We start from the raw sequence: 19696 nt of genomic DNA, 5'->3' as shown, positions 1-19696 counted from the left end.
CTGCCCACTCACTACAGCGTGGAGCTGCTCGCTCGCCCACCACACTCACCTTGTCCATGTTACAGGCCCGCACCCGCCCGTTACTGGCGTGCAAGAAGCACCTTCCTCAGGCGAAACTCTCCAGCGCATCTTTAAGCGCTGCAGTTTCAGCTTTCTGCGCTAGTGATCCAAGTCCCTCGGTAGAAAAACCAAATAACCAAGCTGTGCGCTCAATTTGGTCGGGCGTTGACCCAGCACCACGCAGCAGCAAACCAGAGCTGCTGACTGCCATGAGCGAGCTGACATTCTCAGTTGAGTGCAGCGCAAAGTTACCGTGCTTGCCTAGCGTGGTTTCGTCCGAAAGTGATTTAGCAGCAAGTTCATCCGCAAATTCTGGCGTTCCATAGCTGGCGTCATTCACCATCTCATAGCCTAAGCTACTGTTGTAGAGCTGCGCAGTCGCCGCTCGAGCAGCATCGATAGGGTTGTCGGACGACATGATGGTATCCCAATCTCGATAATCGCCGTTGCTGCCAATCACACCGTAGAGAAGCTCACTTGCATCAGCGGCGCTTGCTCCAGTTGCATCCATAAACTCTCGCATATTCGGGCGAGCTGTCCGAGAAACCTGAACAGTATCAACGAGCAAATCGATTGAACGGAACCGAGCAATGCCCCCAATTTCGCTAGCGAGCAGCGCAGCACTCACAGCGCTGTTGCTTGCCAAAGTCATGGGTGCCAGCCCTTTGTCCACAACCTCGGCATCACTCACAGCAGATTCAAAAACGGACGCAAAGTCAGCCCCTTCTGCATCGGCGGCAGGTTTTGCAATAGACGCCTTTAAACCCTGTAAGTTGCTGATAAGTTGGTCAATTTGCGCTATAGTTGTCATATAAGCCTCCTATGCCTAGGCAAGAGTTGCAATCACCGTGCCACACTAAGGAGGTTGTCTTACCAAAAAGTATGATTGGGGGCTTAAATACAAAATATCACTGGTTATGCTCAATTGTTACGATGTGGTCATGATTGTCCGCCAACCACGTTAATTTTGCCCACGCCACAGGGCCGCCGCCACCCTAGCTCACAAGCGCCGCACCGAGGAGTATATGTTTCATTGGGAGGATCTCCATTTTGAGGACTATATGAGCAAAGAAAAAGCCTTCCAACTATCTCTAGCTGAAAGGCTTCCCTTGCCATGGGCATTTGTACGACTGGAGATTTTAGTTGAACCCACAGCGAACAGTTTTTTAAAGTTACCCCCGCACTAAAGCGGAGGAAACATATTCATTGATTAGACAAATTCAACATTCGTAACACCGAATACATCAGTCAAATCGGCAGTACCTGAAAGGTTTGAAAGTGTAGCAATCAATGCTGCTTCATCAGCTTGGCTGTTAGCACCACCAGTTTCATGCATATACCAAGCTTGGATTGCATCTGCATTACCGTCACCGTTGGTGTCAGCGTTCAAAATAACGATAAACTCTGCGTTTGCAGCCGCCTCGTCGTCGCCGCCGTCCGTGAGAACCGCATTAATTGCCGCAAGATCTGCAGTTGCATTACCGCTTACATCAATAACGATCCCGTCCTCAATCACTACAAGATCAGCATTCGTAATTGCTGCCGCTGCTTCACCATTAGCGTCAACCAGCACAAGGCCATCGGCTGTACCAGCAGCACCGCCAGCAGTAGCAATATCGATCGAGATCTCATCGCCTTGCGAAGCTGTAAAGTCAGCAATCGTATCGGCTCCATGTGTAGAAACTGTAGTTGCTACGTAGTGGAAAGTGTCGAGCCCAGTGCCACCTGTGAGAGTGTCAGCGCCATCACCACCGGTGATATCATCAGCACCAGCACCACCAACAATCGTGTCAGTACCTGCACCACCGATCAAGATGTCAGCTGCCAAGCCGCCAGTGATCACATCATCACCAGAACCACCGGTGAAGTCGAATACACCACCATCGAGAGCGTTACCAGTAGCAGTAATTGCAACCGTGGAATTAGCTGCCGACATATCAACTCTGCCAGTCGCAATAGATGCATCTACTGTAGCGAGAACAGTCGAAGACATTGCGTTGGTTACAGTGAAATCACCAGCACCTGTAACAGTCATGCTTGTCATATCACCATTGTTCAGAGTTGTGATAATTACGTTACCTGCGGTTCCAGACTGACCAAAGCTACCTGTTTCTTCATCATTGATCGTCAGAACCTTAACGGTTTCACCACGCTCAATTGTAACGGCCAGTGAGTTGGTGGCCGTATCGATCACACGCTCTAATGCAACTTCCGTATCGGACTCGGCCGCTGCACTGATGCGCAAATCGGAGAAAGACAAAGCAACGTTAGACAAAGTGAGCAAGTCATCATCTGTATCACCCACTGTGATGCGTGCAAATGTGCTTCCATATGCAGCCATATTGTGAGTTGCAGCTGCACCTACGTCGCCAGTAATCGAAAGACGCTCAAAACCAGTAAGATTTACACCCGCCTCAGCAGTAACAGCAGTCATAGTTGACAGTGCAAGAGTATCTGTGCCTTCGCCAGCATTAACACTGTCCCATGAAGTAGCGGCAGTACCAAGCTGCGCAACTGTTGTTGTGAATGTATCATCACCTGCACCAAGGGTAACAGTCTTGATACCAGCTGCAGACGTAACTTCGTCGTCACCACTACCAAAGGAAGCTGTTTGTGTGCCAGCGCCCAAAGTTGCAGTTACATCAGATACGACCTCAGACATATCCAAAGTGGCGGAGGTGTGTGCGTTAGTGATGACCAGTGATTCATCAGCTGCACCACCTGATACTTTCAGCGATGTCAGGAACGATGAAACATCTACATCAAGGTTTGTCGTTGCAGCACCTGCCAATGTGATTTCTGCGTTCTCAATGTTGTCGTTTGCATCGTTAAGTTCAACGACCTGAGTATCTGCAGTTACAGTTGCCGCCAACTTAACCGTATCCGTTCCGTTGACTTTCATATCAACGATAACTTCGCTATCTGTACCACCGTTGGTACCAGTATGCGTTACCGACAATGCGCCAGCCTGAGCAACAGACAAGTCATTCAGCGTAAATACTGTTTTAGTGCCAGTATCACCTGCACGCATGGATACGGCTGAAACGCCTGGCAAGTGATCCATATCTACCGTGAAATCAGTTGCGTTAGCACCGGCATTGTCAACAGAGCGCATATCAAGGGTGTCCCAGCCAGTCGCAACTGCCGCTAGATCTGCATTCAATGCGCCAACCGTTACGTCTGCGGAGCCCGCTGCTGCACGAATGCTCAAAACGTCAGCAGAACCAGTACCAGCATTAAGCGTGTCGGTTCCTGTAAAGCCAGAGTTTGCAATCAGCGTGTCGCTACCAGCACCGCCCGTGTAAGCAAATTCATTAGCCGAAATGTTAGCTGCAACGTTGATGCTTGTAGCAGCCGTTGAACCCGTAAGGTTCAAGGTTTCGATACCAGTCGCTGACATTGCCGTTACGGTCAACTCTGCGTCGGCATCAACATTTACGGTGGTGTTTCCAGTTGAGCCAATATTAGCAATTGTTGAAGCCGAACCGGATGCTGAAAGGTTGAGAGTTTCAACGCCTGTACCGTCTGCTGTCTCTGAAGCGGCCGCACCGACGTTGATGTCAGCACCGTTAAATCCGTTCACTGCAAGGTCGACACTATCCGCTGCGCCACTCACCGCACTATCATCAAATTCAAAGCCAACGCCGGTTGTTTCGTCTGAAACTGAGTTCGCAGCAACGTTTACAGCGACTGTATCGATACCACGAATCACCAAGCTATCATCAAGGGATGTAACGTTGACGTTTGTCACGCCCGTCGCATTACCAAGATCAAGTGTGTCTACGTTGCCATCAGAGCTTACGCTGTTAAAGTTGATTATTTCTATATTAGTGATTGTCGGAGCCACTGTAGCAGCGCCCGCATCATTGTTGTTGCCGAACGTGATCGTCATAGCTTGAGCTGTTCCAGCCAAACCAGTAATCACGTCATCTGACTGAAGGGTATTTACCAGATCATTCCCGCCTGGAGTGTAAGCACGAGCGGCCGTTACATCACCTGAAGCAGAAATTGTATCAGGGCTTACTGTAAGATCGCTATCCACGACAGCAACTGCAGCGGGCGTGTCAACCGAATCACTTCCACAAGCTGTCAGGGACATTGCCATGAGCGTGAGGCCCGAGCCTTTGAGTGCACGTTGGGCGTTCTTTGATTCCCAAAGTTTAACCATTTTGGACACTGCGGGATTGGTGTTGCTGGTAGCATTCAGCCCTGCAGCCTCGGCGTCGAAGGACGCGTGTTGTTGGATCGTCATTATTTATCTCCAGACATTTATATTGACTAATGCCTTAAACCACGCGCGAAACATCCAGTTCAATACTCAAAATACTATATATAAAATCCCCCCAGCGGCCCTGTTTTGCAGAAAGTGTTTTAATAATTTATTATAGAATTTCTAACGCAAATACTGGCATTTCGTTAAAATTAAGGGTTTTAACAAATTCAATTCTCATATAGCCGTATTAACCAATAAAGCCGTTTATATGGCCCATGAGGGAAGTTGACCATGAAAACCAAAAGCAAGCTCCTCGTTGTCGCGCCTGTGATGGTGCTCGCCGCCTGTGGCGCGCCGCAATATACCGGTGAGACGCTGGAAAACGAGGTCCGCGCGCTGGCGCAGGTTTCGGCCTCTTCGGCGCAGGCGCGTAGCACGGCCAGCAAGCTCACCGGCGGTTTCAAGGCCGACATTACCCGCGCTGTGGGTGCAACGCCCGAATACCTCGCAGCCCTGGGCGCTGCCGCCGAGGCCCGCCACCTTGTGACTGTCTCTGAGGCCGCCCGCAAGCCGCAGCTTGAAACCAGCGCCAACCTTGGCTCCATGGTTGAGCGCGGCGCGGGTCTTGCCTCCCAAACAACCAACGGGGCCAGCGCCAACCTCTCCTTGCGGCAGGTCATTTATGACGGCGGCCTGAGCAGCGCGATGATCGACGGCGCTCAGGCCAGCGCTCTCGTCGCCCTGACAGAGGCGGAGATTGTCGCCAACAGAACAGCCCGCGAAGCTGGCGCCACCTGGGTCGACCTGCACGCCCTTCAGGCCCGCGAAGACGCCCTCACCGCGCTGATGGTCAAGGCCACGGAAATGCTTGGTCAAATGGAAACCCTCGTCGCCAGCGGAATGATCGACAAAAGCGCCAGCACATCTGCCGACATTGCGGTGCGCAGCCTGGTGCTGGAAAAGTCTCAAATTGATGCCAGCAAGGCCGCAACGACAGCGCTCTATATCAAGCAGTTCGGCGCAGCGCCCAAGGCCCTGAGTGCGCCTCCCGCCCTGCTCACCGAGGCCGACCTTGCCAAAATCAAACGCGACTGGAGCACAGCTCCGATTCTGCTTCAGTCTGCGGCGCAGGTGTTGTCGGCCAAACAAGCTCTGCTGGCGGCGCAGGGCCGCGAAAAACCCACGGTCGGGCTGAGCGCCGGGGTCTCCTCGCCCATGGACCGCGACGAGCAAACCAACCTCGCCTTGGGGTTTGAAGTCCGCTGGATCCTCGGAGATGGTGGCCGCCGCAAAGCAGACACAGCGGCCAAAGCCGCCCGCCTGGAAGCGACAGAGCAAGCGCTAGAAGGGTTGAAGCTGGCCGGTAAATCCGAGCTTGATACCGCCCTCAGCCAGCGCGCCGCCCTGCGCGAGAGCCTCGTAACGCTTGCCGCTCAAGAGGTCTCCGCAGCGAAAGAGATCGAAATCCTCTGGTCGCAGCTGGCTACAGGCCAAACCTCGGTGCGCCAACTGATTGATGCCGAAGTGAACAGCTACCGCACCACAGACCGGAAAATACTGGCCCAGGCAGAGCTCGCAAAGCTGGAACTTGAAATGCTTGCAAGCTCCGGATTGCTGGCGCGCAAGCTCGGGCTCAGCGCCCAGAACGCACCTATGAAGGCGACAAAATAATGAACATGCCGGCCCCAAAAACCGATGGCGCGGCAAGCGAGCTGCCTGCTGTCACAACAGATCAAACAGCCGACGCCGGAGCGAAAACCACGCCAGATGACACCGCACTGGTGCAAACGCTTCAGCGTTTTCTGCGCGATCAGGGCGAAGCTTACAGCGAGGCCGCCATCAGAGATCTGCCAGCCGAGCCGGGCGAAAGCTTCACACCGGCCGAGATGGTCAGCGTGCTGCGCGAAATCGGCCAGGTTGCCAGCTTTGGCGAGATCCCGGCCAAAACCCTCTCTCAAAACCACTGCCCGCTCCTTGGCTTCTGGAAGGATGGCAGCCCCTTCATCCTGACGGACGTAAAGCCCGATGGCAGCTTCCGCGTGGCCGATGTCGCAAACGGCTTCAAGGTCAAGAAAATGGCCGCCGAGGCGTTTACCGCCAAATACTCGGGCCACCTGATCCTGACCCAACGCGCCAAAAACGCAGAGCCCCAGTCCAGCAAACGCTGGTTCCTATCGGCTTTTGCCCAGGGGAAATGGCTCTATGCCCAGGTTATTCTCGCGGCGACCATGTCCAACTTCCTTGGGGTGTCCACCTCGTTGTTCGTGATGGTTGTCTACGACCGGGTTGTCCCCAATGAAGCGATCGAATCCCTGATTGCACTCTCCATCGGGGTGATGATCGCGCTCGGATTTGACTTTATTACCAAATCTTTACGCGCAAACTTTATTGACCGCGCCAGCAAAAGAGCCGACGGGCGCATGTCGCGTATGGTGTTTGATAAAATCCTCACTCTGCGGCTTGATACCGGCAATCAGAACTCGGGAGCCGTGGCCAGCGTGGTGCGTGAGTTTGATACCCTGAGGGAGTTCTTCACATCGGCCACATTGGTCGCCATCGTGGATTTGCCATTTATCTTTTTCTTCATCTACATCGTCTACCTGATCGGTGGAAATATCGCGATCGTGCCGCTGCTTGCTGTGCCCTGCGTGCTGCTGATCGGGCTGGCCATTCAGCCAATCCTTGCGCGGCTTGCCTCCGGGGCCATGACCACGGGCATGTCAAAACAGGCGGTCCTCGTGGAAACCCTGAACGGGCTGGAAACCATCCAAGCCACAGGCGCCGGCCGGCTGATGAAAAACCGCTTTGAAGTGGCCACGCTGGACCAATCAGAGCTCGGTCTGAAAAGTCGGATTTTCTCTCAATTTGCGATCAACTCTGCCGCCTCCATCCAGCAAATCGCACAGGTCGCAACCATCTTTTACGGCGTCTTTCTCATCCAGGCGCAACAGCTGACCATGGGCGGGCTGATTGCGGCCGTGATCCTTGGCGGACGGGCGCTTGGCCCGCTCGGTCAGGTGGCTTCGGCCCTGTCTCGGGCCAACTCGGCCCGACAGGCCTTCCGCTCGATAGATGCCCTGATGAAACGCACGGATGGGGTCGACAAATCAGACCAGCGCCTGAGCCGCCCTGTCTTGCGTGGTGAGATCGAGTTTAAGAACGTGTCCTACACCTTCCCCGGGGCCAAAACCCCGCTGATCAAGGATCTGTCCATCAAGATCCCCGCGGGGGAAAAGCTGGCCGTTCTGGGCCGCATGGGCTCGGGCAAATCAACCTTTGCAAAGCTGTGCGCCGGGCTGATCCAGCCCACGGAAGGCTCTATCCTGATGGATGGAATCGACCTGCGCCAGATTGATAAATCCGATCTTCAACGCAACCTAGGCGTGATGCTGCAAGAGGCTTGGCTCTTCTCCGGAACCGTGCGCGAAAATATCCAGCTTGGATATTATGAATATGACGATGCCCACCTGCTCAAGGTGTGCCAGCTGTCCGGCACGGATGACTTCATCAAGGGCAACCCTGCGGGATATGACCTCAAGATCAAGGAACGCGGCGTTGGCCTGTCCGGCGGACAGCGCCAGTCAATCAACCTCAGCCGCGCGCTGCTCCATGAGCCGAATGTTCTGGTGCTCGACGAGCCCACCAGCTCCATGGATTCCTCAACAGAAGCTGCCGTTCTGGAGCGCCTGTCTGGCTATCTGCAAAACCGCACAATGATTGCTGTCACACACCGCAACACCCTGCTCAAGCTGGTGACGCGCGTGCTGGTCATGGATCAGGGCAAGATCATCGTCGACGCGCCCCCCGAGCAGCTGAAATAATTAGAGTTAAGAGAGTATCATGCCGATATCAGAATTCGAAAAGCTATCCCGGGAGATGGAAGAGCGAGAGGGCTTTGGAAACTCGCTGATTATCGTGCTTGTCGCGGCTTTCATTGTGGTGATCGTGGGTTGGGCCTCTATTGCCGAGCTGGACAATGTGACCCGGGGTGACGGCAAAGTTGTCTCCACCACCCAGAACCAAATGGTCCAATCTTCGGAATCGGGGGTTATTCTCTCGCGCTCAGTCAGCGAAAATTCTTTGGTAAAACAAGGAGATGTGCTCTATGAGATCAACCCGATTGAACTGCAAGCTGAGCTCGACAAACTGCAACAGCGCGCGGCCACTCTTTCGGTGCGCGAGCTGCGCCTCAAGGCGGAAAGCACAGGCCAGAGCTTTGCACCCGACAGCGCCATGATTGCCACCTCAAAGGATACCGCCGCAACAGAACTCGCCCTGCACACGGCCAAACGCAAAGAGCTCGCCGGCTCGCTGTCTATTCTGGAACAGCAAAAAGCACAGCGCCAGCAAGCCCTGATCGCCGCAGAGCAGGCTCTGGAAACCTCCCGCAACATGCTGGAGCTTGTCAGCTCTGAAATCGCCATCATCAATCCTTTGGTCATCCAGAATATCATGCCTGAAACCCGCCTTCTGGAACTGCGCCGCGAAGAGCAGCGCATGACGGGCGAGATCCAGAATGCCATCACCCGTGTGGCCAGCGCCGGATCGGCTATTTCGGAAATAGAAAACCAGATCGCCAACAGCCTCGACAGCTACAAGCGCAGCGCGCTTGAAGAGCTGAACGCAGTTGTGGCCGAGCTGAGCGAAGTAAACACCCTTGTGCCCGCTCTCAGGGAGCGCGTGAAACGCACGATCATCCGCGCACCCGTTGATGGGATCGTCAACCGGATCAATTTCCAAACCGTCGGCGCCTATGTCAAAGCCGGCGACGTTATTCTGGAGATCGTTCCAACCGGTGAGGCGCTCAAGCTCGAAGCCAAGATTGACCCGAAGGACATCTCAAGCATTCGTCTGGATGATCTGGCCCGCATTCGGCTCAGCGCCTATGACTCCTCCCGCTACGGCGCGGTGAACGGGCATGTCATGAGCATCAGCCCGGATGCGATCTCTGAGAACGGTGATAGCGCCGGCACGTTCTACCTGATCGACGTCTCTCTTGACAGCACCATCACACTGGCCACCGGCGAGGAGGTCACGCTCCTGCCCGGCATGACAGCCTCCGTTGATGTGGTCTCCGGGAAGCGCACCGTGCTCGACTATATCTGGCAGCCTGTCGCCAAGGTAAAAGAACTCGCTCTGAGAGATTAACCCGAACCCGAAGAAGACCATTTAGCAGAAAGTCTCACCATAATGACAATCACAAATGAATTGCTCGTTCTGCGTGGCGTAGACACGAAATCAATGCTGTTTCCATTTATGAAAAGCCTCAGCAAATGGGAGCTGCTGCTCACCATTGCAGAGCTCGATGGCAACCCCGATTTCGGCATCTGGAATTACATCGATATGTTGCACACGCGCACAGAAAACCCGATGACCATGTATGCGTTTGTAAAACTCAAAATCGAAGAAGGCTGCCTGGAAATCACCAGGAGTGAAAAGAAGAGTCGAAAGTCTCTCAAGTTAAGCCCACAACTTGCCGCCGAGCTGGCACAATTCATCGAAAGCCGTCGGCACACCTCTCTGCCAGAGGTCACAAATATCGCAATATGACACCAAGGCCCGGCCTAAAAACCTAAAGCTCAGCAGCTTTGTTCAACACCCGTAGTTGCCTGCAAATATGTGCCACTTTATTCTGCTTAATAAGTCTCCAAAATGGAGTTGTCTGTTGAAGATAAGCCACTCGATGTATATAAAAATAAGGAATAAGGCCTTGCAACATATAACTGTTTTGGGAATCAAACAGACCGGCTGATTTACTCATTCGCCGAGTTCAATAAACGTAAAGGAGCCAATGATGGCAACTCAATCCGATCAGGTTATCACAGTGGATGGCAAGGATTATAAACTGGCCGAAATGTCTGATGCCGCAAAGGCGCAGATTGCGAATGTTCAGTTTGTCGACGAGCAAATTCAGCAGCGTCAGAACGAATGGGCTGTCGCAGACACCGCCCGCCTCGGATACACAGCCGCCCTGAAGGGCGAGCTGCTGAAAGCTGGCCGCAAGTAAGCCGATCCAGATGGCACAGCGCATTAACCTGGATGGCACCGAATATGACCTGGACGCCCTGAGCGCAAACGCCAAAAAGGTGGTTGCGTCCCTTCAGGAAGTAAATGCGCGCCTTCAGGAAATGCAAAATCTGAACGCCATTTTTACCCGCGCCAAGCGAAGTTACATAGACGAGCTTAAACGTGAAATAATCAAGGGCAAATCCGGCGTTGATATTGCCTCCCTCTTTGACTAACGAACTGAAAAGGAAGAAAAAATGCCCAAAATTACCGTCGATGGCATGGACTACAACACCGAAGAGCTGACAGACAACGGCAAGGCCCAATTGGCCAGCCTACAATTTCTGGAAGTTCAGATGCGCAAGCTGCAAAACGAGATTTCGGTTTTTCAAACAGCTCGAAACTCTTATATCGCGGCGCTTAAAGCAGAGCTTGAAAAGGCCGAATAACAACTGCTTTTTAGAATTATGTCCATAGAATAAAGAGCGCCGATTATCTCCATATGCAGGACATATTTCTTACACTTGGGGCCACGCATATTTCGGTATGCTCGGCCCGCAATCGGGGCGTGAAACAACTTGAAATGAGTGGAATGTGACAAGGTCGGTAAAACTCCTGCGGCGCGTTGCCTTTTTGCTTATTCTCCCATGCCTAATTTGGTCTGGGTATTGGGCGGCCACTGCCTATGCGCTCAAAAAAGGCGTCGCTATCGCCGGAGAAACGCAAATCCCAGGGCTGGACGCGCAGTTCAAACTCGCCGCGCTCACGGGATACCCAACCCGTTTTGACATTGGCCTCACCGATATTCTGCTGAGTGCGGATAACTCTCTCACTTGGGTCACTGAGGGTGTCACAGCCGATGCGAAAAGCTACGCCCCCAACGCCATTACGCTTGATCTGTCCCAAGCTCACCGGCTGTCAGGGGCGCTCGGAACCATCGACATCGACGCCGCGCAAGCCGCCATAACGCTGTTGGTTCAACCCAATTTACGCCTGCCGCTGGGCCATCTGACAATTGAGGCAAGCGCGCTCAATCTCACGGCCCCCAACAGCTGGCGCGCGCACATCACAGCGCTTCTGGCCAGCTTCGCGCCCCACCCGCAGACCCCGCAAACCTATCAGATCTCTGCCAACGTCCAGGCGCTTGACCTTTCAGATGTGCTTAAGCACCTGCCAGAAAATTATCATGTAATTCAGAGAGTTAAAGTTGACGGTGCCGTGCTGCTCTCCGGCTCGCTCGACCGTCTTGTGCTTGAGAATGGCTTGCCCGAAGCTCGGCAGATTGCAGTGCAAAATGCCCAGTTTGATTTTGGCTCAGCGCAAATATCAATCGCCGGTCAGCTCGCTTATGATACCGCCAAAACCGCGACAGGCACCCTGAACATCTCTGTAGAAGGGTGGCAAGACTTGTTTCAATTGGCCAAGGACCTAGGCTATGTCGCCCCCAATCTTGAGGGTTTTTTCACCACGGTTCTCACTGATCTGGACGCCCAAGACGGCATGGAAAACAGTTTGACCATCCCGCTCACCATCCAGAACGATAAAATATCCTACGGCGCACTCAACTTTGGTGTATTAAGATAACAGAAGCGCATTTTTCTAAAATAAGTTGCTGGATCTGGCTTAATGTTATCAAACAAAAGCGTTTCATCGCCTCAAGATAAAAAAAGGTCGTGGCAGTATAAGCCACATCCCTCATATTTCTTATTCGCAGCGCCGCTCTTAAGTGGCTGTGGCAGCGACAGCCCAGTCGGGATCAGCCCCCCCCCGGCAGATAACACAACCACTGGTCTGCCCAGCAGTTACACGCCGCCCGCCTCTGCCTACAGAGCGCCCACAACCGCCGATCCAAACGCCTTTGCGCTACAAACAGACAAAATCGACCCTTACTGGGTAAAGGCTTTGGCAAGCAGCAGATTTGACGAGCTGGGCACGTTTTACCAGTCTCATGACAACGTTATCCAATTCGCGTTTCCCGAGGTTATGCCGAGCTACTTCACCGGTATGGACAGTATTGGCTGGCAGGCCGCCTCTCCCGCTGTTCAAGCGGCCTTTCTTGAAATTTTCAATAACCTTGAGGGTGTTTTCAACGTAACTTTTACAGAAACATCGAGCTTGGAAACATTTAATACCATTGTTGTTTCACAAAACGATCAATTCGAGACGGCCGGATACGCCTATTTTCCCGAGACTGCCGACTATATCGGATCTGATATCTTCCTTTCCACTGTCTATAATGCTCCGGCGGTTACGGGCACCACGTCCAACTTTGATTACGAACTGCTGCTCCACGAGCTGGCACACGCGCTTGGCCTAAAACATCCGTTTGAAGCCGATGGCACAGCCACAGAGCTGCTTTCAGCCGCGGAAGACAATTCAAACTGGACGGTGACAACTTACACCCAAGTCGAGGCGGCCTATGACGGAGCTTACCGCGACCTTGATTTGATGGCTTTTGCGCGGCTTTTTGGCGTGAAGCCCACCCATAAACCCGGCGATGACACCTATTCCTTTTCAAGCGCCTCTGGTGTCTTTATTCTCGATGGTGCTGGCACAGATACGATATCTGCCGAGAGTCAAAGCAGCGCCGCGCTGATCGATCTACGGGTAGAAATGCAGAGCCATCTCGGGGGAGCGTCAAACCTGATCACCGCACCCAACCAACTGACCATCTCAGCCGGATCAGACATTGAGAACGCCATAGGCGGCGCGGGCAACGATTATCTGATCGGTAATGCTGGCGACAACACCCTCATAGGCGGCGCTGGCCATGACCGCATTTTTGCGAGCGACGGCAGCGATACGGTGCAAGGCGGCCCCGGCAATGACGAAATTGACCTGTCAGAGCTGAGCGCCCACCGTGATGTGCTTCGCTTTGAGAGCACAGCCTCAAACAACGGAACAGACACGGTTTTCTCTTTTCAACAGGGCGCTTCAGGCGATGTTGTCGATCTCTCGCTCACCTCTGATCAGCCGCTCCAATCCGTTGTCGCCGCCGCGCTGGTGCCTGTGGTCACAGTGAGCAATGTGATCCTGCGGCTGGTCGATGACGCATTGGACACAGCCAGCGGCCTGCTCTCCGCGCTCTCCGCAGGTGGTGCGCTGTCTGATCTGCAAATTGCCTCAAACTCAACTGTTTATGTGCTCTCGGCTTCAACGCAGGCAACCGGCGAAGACCAACAGTTGTTCCATGTCGCCAATAGCGGCTCAAGCCTCGCAATCGCCCATCTTGCAACCTTTTCGGGCAACGCACTCGACATCGACTCTTGGCACAATAACAACTTTATATAACATCCGCCGCATCAGGCCGTTTTCTGGCGCTTGAATAAGCAATTGTAAAAAATCAGGCCAAACCGCACCTTTATTGTTGTTTTTAGACCGCTATCAAAATACATCTAAAGCTGTAATTAGTTATCGAAAGTTATGTGCCATGAATCTCGAAAACCTGTCCCTCCCCGAATTGAAGCAATTGCAACAGGATGTCGCCTTGGCGATTGCCGAGTTCGAGAAACGTCAGAAAGCCGCGGCGCTGGCCGAGCTTGAGGCCCTGGCAGATGCCAAAGGGTTCTCGCTCAAAGAGCTGCTACAAAGCACCGGGCCCTCTCGCAAGCGCGGCCCTGTGCCGCCAAAATACCGCGATCCTGAAAACCCGGCGCAGCTGTGGTCGGGCCGCGGGCGCAAGCCCAAATGGTTTGAGGCCGCCCTGAAAGCCGGCAAAACACCCGAAGATCTGAGAATCTAGCCCCACCCGACAGCCCCAGCCCCGATCCTGCGGGGGTGGGGCGTTCAGAGGGTCTCAAGCCTGAGCTTGGGCGAAAGCGCCGCCGGATCCAGCTTGAGGTGCAGCAGGGCAGGCAAGCCCGAACGGCGCGCCTCGGCAAAGGCCTGCTCAAAGCCCGCATTGTCTGTCACCGTCGCGCCAAATCCGCCATAAGCCCTGGCAATCATTGCAAAATCTGGGTTCACCAAGGTCGTCCCCGACGGGCGCTTGGGGTAGTGCTTTTGCTGGTGCATCCGGATTGTGCCATACATGCCATTGTCACAGACCAACACAATCACAGACGCCCCATATTGCGCCGCAGTGCCAAATTCCTGCATCACCATCTGGTAACAGCCATCGCCCGCCAGGCAAACGACCTCCTGTTCAGGGCGCGCAAGCTTGGCCGCCACAGCCGCCGGCAGCCCGTAACCCATAGAGCCGCTGGTGGGCGCAAGCTGGGTACGCCAGTTGCGATACCGGTAATATCGGTGCAACCAGGAGGCATAGTTCCCAGCCCCGTTGGTCACAATCGCATCATCGGGCAAAACAGCGTTCAAATGCCCGATCACCTGCTCCATCTTGAGCGGGCCAGGCGTTTCTTCCGGCTCCTGCCAGGCCTCATAAGCCGCACGGGCCGCTGCCACATCCGAAGCGCGCGCGCCCCGCGCGGCATGGGCGATGGCCAAAAGCTGCTGCACAAAGGCCGCAGGCCGCGCCACAACGCCCAGTTCAGGCCGGTATACACGGCCAATCTCTCGTGCATCAGGGTAAACATGAATAAGCTTCTGAGAGGGCGCTGGAATATCCAGCAAGCTGTAACCGCTTGTCGTCATCTCCCCCATGCGCGCCCCCAAAACAAGCAGCACATCCGCTTCTGTCACCCGTTTCGCCAGCGCCGGATTGATCCCGATCCCCACATCTCCAACATAGTTGGGGTGGCGGTTGTCCAGATAATCCTGACACCTGAATGATGCCCCTACAGGAAGCGCCGCTGCCGCCGCAAAATCGCCCAGAGCCTTGGCCGCCGCCGCACTCCAGCCGCCGCCACCCACAACAACCATTGGCCGCTTTGCCCCGGCCAGCAGCGCCACAGTGGCGGCCAGATCGTCGTCGCTGGCCTTGCCGGAAACCCGCGTCGCCGCCGCCGCCGCCACCGCGTCACCCACCGACGAAAGCATATCCTCGGGCAGGGACAAAACCACAGGCCCGGGCCGGCCGTTCTGGGCCAGGTGGAACGCATGGCTGACATATTCGGGAATGCGGTCGAGCCGGTCAATTTCACCCACCCACTTGGCCAGAGGGCCAAACATCGCGCGGTAATCCACCTCCTGAAAGGCCTCCCGGTCACGCTGGTCGCTGGCCACCTGCCCGATAAACAAAATCATCGGCGTGCTGTCCTGCATCGCCACATGCACGCCCGCAGACGCATTGGTGGCGCCCGGCCCGCGGGTGACAAAGGCAACCCCCGGGTGGCCCGTAAGCTTGCCATGCGCCTCGGCCATCATGGCTGCGCCACCCTCTTGCCGGGCCACAACCGTGTCGATCCCCGATTCATACAGCCCGTCAAGCGCCGCCAGATAGCTTTCGCCAGGAATGCAGAAAACACGGGTCACCCCCTGCGCCGTGAGCGCGTCCACGAGGATCTGGCCGCCATGGCGGGGCGCGGTTGTCTCTGCACTCGTCTCTGCACTCATCAGCTGGGCCTCCTGCGCGGTTTTGCGCCACCGTAGCCAGAGATGGGCAGCAAGGAAAGCACCCTCTGCTTGCTTGAACTTGCCGGGCAAGCCAGTATGACAGGGCAACTCCCGCGACTGGCGCAAAAGGCAAGCTTATGACAAACCACCTCTACCAAAACGATCTTCCCGATGGGCTCGATCTCGGCCCCATTGTCGCGATTGATTGCGAAACCATGGGCCTGCACCCCAACCGCGACAGGCTCTGCGTTGTCCAGCTCTCCTCGGGCGATGGCCATGCCCATCTCGTTCAGATCGCCAAAGGCCAAACAGAGGCCCCCAACCTGTGCGCCCTGTTGACCAACCCCGATGTGCTCAAACTCTTTCACTTCGGCCGGTTTGACATCGCGGTGATGCACCACACCTTCGGCGCGCTCACAGCGCCGGTCTATTGCACCAAAATTGCCAGCCGCCTCGTGCGCACCTACACCGACAGACACGGGCTCAAAAACCTGCTGCAAGAACTGTTGAGCGAAGATATTTCCAAACAGCAGCAAAGCTCTGACTGGGGGGCCGAGACGCTCTCCAAAGCCCAGATCGACTATGCCGCCTCCGATGTGCTACATTTGCACAAACTGCGCGAGAAGCTGGAAATCATGCTGGAGCGCGAGGGCCGCAGCGCATTGGCGCAGGCGTGTTTTGGCTTCCTGCCCACCCGTGCGCTGCTTGATCTGGAAGGCTGGCCGGAAACCGATATCTTCGCTCACGCCTGAGCGCGCAACAACAGTCATCCAGCGGCAAAGGGCCAACAGCAGATGCAAAGCCGGATCGACAGGCACACAAGGCTGGTGGCATGGGCCAAAATCACCCTGCCAATTATAGCGCTCGGCCTGCTCTCGACGCTGTTCTTGCTATCACGCAGCGTCGATCCTGGCGCAACCATTCCCTTCTCCGAAGATGATCTGGCCGAGCGCACAGAAAATCAGCAGATCTCCAATCCACAGGTGTTTGGCGTCACCCATCGGGGTGACCTGATCTCCTTGCGGGCCGCCCACGCCCGGCAAGACACAAACGACAGTGGCCAAATGGAGGCCCGCGACGCCTCTGCGCAGATAAAGCTCAGCTCGGGCCAGCTGATCACTTTGTCCGCGTCAATCGCCACCCATGACACCGAGGCCGAGACAATCACCCTTGCCCAGGGCGTAACCGCCGTCACAACCACGGGTTACAATTTTGCCACCCCGGAGCTTGTTCTGCACCTGTCCACCCTCATGGCCGCGAGCCCCGGCCCGCTCACCGGCGAAGGGCCGGGGTTTACCTTTCAGGCCAATCAAATGACGCTAAAGGTTCCCAAAGGGGAAAAAGATGCGCATATTCTACTGATGGGTGGCGTGAAGCTGGTATACACGCCCCCGAAAGACGAGGAATAACCCATTGCGCTCTGCATTTTTGATAGTCACATCGCTCTGCATGGCGCTCGCAAGCCCTGCTTTGGCCCAAGGCACAAGCATCGCTTTCGGCGCCCTCAAGCAAGATGCCGCCGCGCCCGTGGAAGTCTCCTCGGACACGATGGACATCAACCAGGCCACAGGCACCGCCACGCTCACCGGCAATGTGCTCATTGGCCAAGGCAGCCTGCGTCTGGCCGCCAAAACTGTGCGCATTGTCTATGATAGCACGCGCTCGCAGATCGCCCGGCTTGTCGCCTCCGGCGGGGTCACACTGGTCAGCGGCGAGGACGCCGCCGAAGCCGCCAATGCAGAATACGACATGACAACAGGGCGCATTCTGCTGTCGGGTGATGTGCTGCTGGTGCAAGCGCAAACCTCGATCACAGCAGACCGGATGGACGTGGACACCCGCGCAGGCACAGCCCGCCTCGAAGGCAATGTGAGAACGGTGCTTGATGTCAAAAACTAGCGCCCCCACCCTCTCTGTCACCACCGGCCAAAGCGGGCTGAAGGTGCGCAACCTGCGCAAAAGCTACAAGCGCCGCCCGGTGATACGGGATGTCTCGCTGGAGCTGCAACGCGGCGAAGTGGTGGCGTTGCTGGGGCCAAACGGCTCGGGCAAGACAACCACCTTCTATGCCATCGCCGGGTTGGTTCAGGCCGAGGGCGGGCATGTCATCTTGGATGATGTCGACGTGACAGAGCTGCCCATGTATCGCCGGGCGCGCCTCGGAGTGGGTTATCTGCCGCAGGAAATGTCGATTTTCCGGGGGCTGTCCGTCGAAGACAATATCGCCGCCGTGCTCGAAATCGTGGAGCCCAGCCGCCGCGAACGCGCCAAGAAGCTCGAAGCGCTCTTGTCGGAGTTTTCCATAGAACACCTGCGCCGCGCACCGGCTATGGCCCTCTCAGGGGGCGAGCGTCGCCGTGTCGAAATTGCCCGCTGCCTTGCCGCCAACCCGGCCTATCTGCTGCTGGACGAGCCCTTTGCCGGCGTTGATCCCATTTCCGTCGGCGATATTCGCGGCCTTGTCTCCGACCTCAAGACGCGTGGCATCGGCGTGCTCATCACCGATCACAATGTGCGCGAAACGCTGGAAATCGTTGATCGCGCCTATATCCTGCATGACGGCACGGTCCTCATGTCGGGCAGCCCCGAGGAGGTTGTCCAAAACGAGAATGTCCGCAGGGTCTACCTCGGCGATAGCTTCCGCATTTCCTGAATTTTTACCAGCCCATATCGGTTTCGGTTGACAAGCCATAGCTTCGTGGCCTCAAATTGGCTCATGGCAAATCGTCTTTGTGCTTGTTTGAAAACGCGCCCTGCATTTCTTGCAGCGCCCCAGCACAAACTGCCGAAATGCCGCAAATCCGGATGACACCACAGAGAGTCAGGCCGCCCTTTGAGGCAGCTCAATCTTTGGCTCGTCCCAAATAGAAAAGGAATAGAGATGCGCTACCAAATCAGTGGAAAGCAGATCGACATTGGCGAAGCCCTTCAGATCCATGTCACAGAAGAGCTCGGCGCCGCCGTTGCAAAATATGCGGAACGCCCGACAGAGGCTGTCGTGATCTTTTCCAAAAGCGGGCATGAGTTCAATTGCGAAGCCACCGTGCATCTTTCCACCGGCCTCACAGCCTCGGCCAAGGCCAGCGCAACAGAAATCTACGCCGCCTTTGACGGCTGCTGCGAGAAAATGGAGAAGCAACTCAGACGGTATAAGCGCCGCCTGAAAGACCACCATAAAGAGCGCGCCGAACCGGTTGAACTTTTCGGAGCCGCCTCTTATATCCTCGCATCTGATGATGGAAATCAGGAATCGGAGCCAGATTCGCTGCAACCAATGATCATCGCAGAGATGGAGACCAAAATTCAGTCGCTCTCTGTTGGTGAAGCTGTTATGCAGATGGAACTTTCTGGTGCTCCCGTTTTGGTTTTCCGCAATGAGAGTAAGGATGGTCTCAACGTCGTGTATCGCCGGGATGATGGCAATATCGGCTGGATAGACCCTGGTAAATAACAGGCGCATCTTTCTGCGCGTCTGTGGAGCAATAGACGCAAGATGGAAATGTCCTCCCTATTGAAGCCCGAGGCGGTCCGGGTTCTCTCCTCCGCCTCGAGCAAAAAACGCCTTTTGCAAGAGCTCGGAGAAACCGCCGCAGCCGTCTATGGTGTCGATGCCGGTGCAGCCGTGCGCGCCCTGCAAGAGCGTGAGAGCCTTGGCCCCACAGGGGTTGGCAACGGTGTTGCCCTGCCCCATGCCCGGATCGAGGGGCTTGAGAAGGTTGTGGGCGTCTTCATGCTGCTGGAACGCCCCATCGAGTTTCAGGCGGTTGACAAACTCCCCGTTGACCTCGCCTTCGCCCTCTTTGCACCCAGTGATGCCGGCGTTGAGCATCTCAAGGCGCTGGCCAAAGTCAGCCGCGCGCTGCGCGATGCAGGCCGTTGTGCCAAGCTGCGGTCCAACAAAAACGCCAGCACCCTTTACACGATCATCACAGAAGACCTGAGCAAGCAGGTGGCTTGACGGGG

General features: G+C 55.5%; 18 protein-coding genes and 1 pseudogene. 16 read left to right on the top strand and 3 right to left on the bottom strand.

The window, feature by feature from the left end; genetic code table 11:
* Positions 1-106 precede the first annotated feature (106 nt).
* Together Q0478_RS11370 and Q0478_RS11365 are read right to left on the bottom strand one after the other, a co-directional pair.
* The gene (locus Q0478_RS11370) at positions 107-871 is read right to left on the bottom strand and encodes a hypothetical protein (protein ID WP_298679345.1); all 765 of its coding nucleotides are present in this window, start codon (positions 869-871) and stop codon (positions 107-109) included.
* 399 nt (positions 872-1270) lie between these two features.
* Positions 1271-4228, bottom strand: coding sequence for a calcium-binding protein (locus Q0478_RS11365; RefSeq protein ID WP_298679343.1), 2958 nt, complete (start codon positions 4226-4228; stop codon positions 1271-1273).
* Positions 4229-4564: 336 nt separating this feature from the next.
* Here Q0478_RS11365 and Q0478_RS11360 point away from each other — a divergent pair, with 336 nt between their 5' ends.
* The 10 genes and pseudogenes from Q0478_RS11360 (at position 4565) to Q0478_RS11315 (ending at position 14021) form a co-directional block, all read left to right on the top strand.
* Positions 4565-5944: a TolC family protein gene (locus tag Q0478_RS11360; protein WP_298679341.1), complete on the top strand. Its 1380-nt coding sequence runs from the start codon at positions 4565-4567 to the stop codon at positions 5942-5944.
* A complete protein-coding gene (locus tag Q0478_RS11355) occupies positions 5944-8094 on the top strand; it encodes a type I secretion system permease/ATPase (RefSeq protein WP_298679339.1) in 2151 nt (716 codons plus the stop codon). The genes Q0478_RS11360 and Q0478_RS11355 overlap by 1 nt, the downstream gene beginning before the upstream one ends.
* Before the next feature lie 19 nt (positions 8095-8113).
* A complete protein-coding gene (locus tag Q0478_RS11350) occupies positions 8114-9421 on the top strand; it encodes an HlyD family type I secretion periplasmic adaptor subunit (RefSeq protein WP_298679337.1) in 1308 nt (435 codons plus the stop codon).
* Between the two features lie 42 nt (positions 9422-9463).
* Entirely contained in the window at positions 9464-9823 is a 360-nt protein-coding gene (locus Q0478_RS11345; RefSeq protein ID WP_298679335.1) for a hypothetical protein, read from the top strand.
* A 244-nt stretch (positions 9824-10067) separates the two neighbouring features.
* Positions 10068-10280, top strand: a complete 213-nt coding sequence (locus tag Q0478_RS11340) for a DUF6447 family protein (RefSeq protein WP_298679333.1) — start codon at positions 10068-10070, stop codon at positions 10278-10280.
* A gap of 10 nt (positions 10281-10290) precedes the next feature.
* A complete protein-coding gene (locus Q0478_RS11335; RefSeq protein WP_298679331.1) occupies positions 10291-10515 on the top strand; it encodes a DUF6447 family protein in 225 nt (74 codons plus the stop codon).
* Positions 10516-10533: 18 nt separating this feature from the next.
* Positions 10534-10728 (top strand): annotated as a pseudogene (locus Q0478_RS11330) (hypothetical protein); the annotation flags it as partial.
* A 145-nt stretch (positions 10729-10873) separates the two neighbouring features.
* Positions 10874-11863: a DUF2125 domain-containing protein gene (locus Q0478_RS11325; RefSeq protein WP_298679327.1), complete on the top strand. Its 990-nt coding sequence runs from the start codon at positions 10874-10876 to the stop codon at positions 11861-11863.
* 318 nt (positions 11864-12181) lie between these two features.
* Positions 12182-13570: a M10 family metallopeptidase C-terminal domain-containing protein gene (locus Q0478_RS11320; protein WP_298679325.1), complete on the top strand. Its 1389-nt coding sequence runs from the start codon at positions 12182-12184 to the stop codon at positions 13568-13570.
* Between the two features lie 139 nt (positions 13571-13709).
* Positions 13710-14021 (top strand): H-NS histone family protein, encoded by a 312-nt coding sequence (locus Q0478_RS11315; protein WP_298679323.1) that lies wholly within the window; start codon positions 13710-13712, stop codon positions 14019-14021.
* A gap of 44 nt (positions 14022-14065) precedes the next feature.
* Here the strand turns inward: Q0478_RS11315 and Q0478_RS11310 are convergent, their stop codons facing one another.
* Positions 14066-15733 (bottom strand): thiamine pyrophosphate-binding protein, encoded by a 1668-nt coding sequence (locus tag Q0478_RS11310; RefSeq protein WP_298679322.1) that lies wholly within the window; start codon positions 15731-15733, stop codon positions 14066-14068.
* Between the two features lie 137 nt (positions 15734-15870).
* On the opposite strand from Q0478_RS11310, the gene Q0478_RS11305 reads away from it, so the two are divergent.
* From Q0478_RS11305 to Q0478_RS11280, 6 genes are all read left to right on the top strand, one after another.
* Positions 15871-16485: a ribonuclease D gene (locus tag Q0478_RS11305; protein WP_298679320.1), complete on the top strand. Its 615-nt coding sequence runs from the start codon at positions 15871-15873 to the stop codon at positions 16483-16485.
* 42 nt (positions 16486-16527) lie between these two features.
* Entirely contained in the window at positions 16528-17142 is a 615-nt protein-coding gene (gene lptC / locus Q0478_RS11300) for an LPS export ABC transporter periplasmic protein LptC (protein WP_298679319.1), read from the top strand.
* Between the two features lie 4 nt (positions 17143-17146).
* A complete protein-coding gene (locus tag Q0478_RS11295) occupies positions 17147-17632 on the top strand; it encodes an LptA/OstA family protein (protein ID WP_298679316.1) in 486 nt (161 codons plus the stop codon).
* Positions 17619-18386, top strand: coding sequence for an LPS export ABC transporter ATP-binding protein (gene lptB, locus Q0478_RS11290; RefSeq protein WP_298679314.1), 768 nt, complete (start codon positions 17619-17621; stop codon positions 18384-18386). Before Q0478_RS11295 ends, lptB begins: the two co-directional genes overlap by 14 nt.
* A 228-nt stretch (positions 18387-18614) precedes the next feature.
* The gene (gene raiA / locus Q0478_RS11285) at positions 18615-19184 is read left to right on the top strand and encodes a ribosome-associated translation inhibitor RaiA (protein ID WP_298679312.1); all 570 of its coding nucleotides are present in this window, start codon (positions 18615-18617) and stop codon (positions 19182-19184) included.
* A gap of 42 nt (positions 19185-19226) precedes the next feature.
* Positions 19227-19691, top strand: coding sequence for a PTS sugar transporter subunit IIA (locus Q0478_RS11280; RefSeq protein WP_298679310.1), 465 nt, complete (start codon positions 19227-19229; stop codon positions 19689-19691).
* The last annotated feature ends 5 nt before the right edge of the window (positions 19692-19696 follow it).

The sequence above is a fragment of the uncultured Lentibacter sp. genome, assembly GCF_937123735.1.
Classification (GTDB): domain Bacteria; phylum Pseudomonadota; class Alphaproteobacteria; order Rhodobacterales; family Rhodobacteraceae; genus Lentibacter.
Note: the sequence above shows the minus strand (reverse complement) of the source record. Positions and strands in the feature narration are given on the sequence as shown.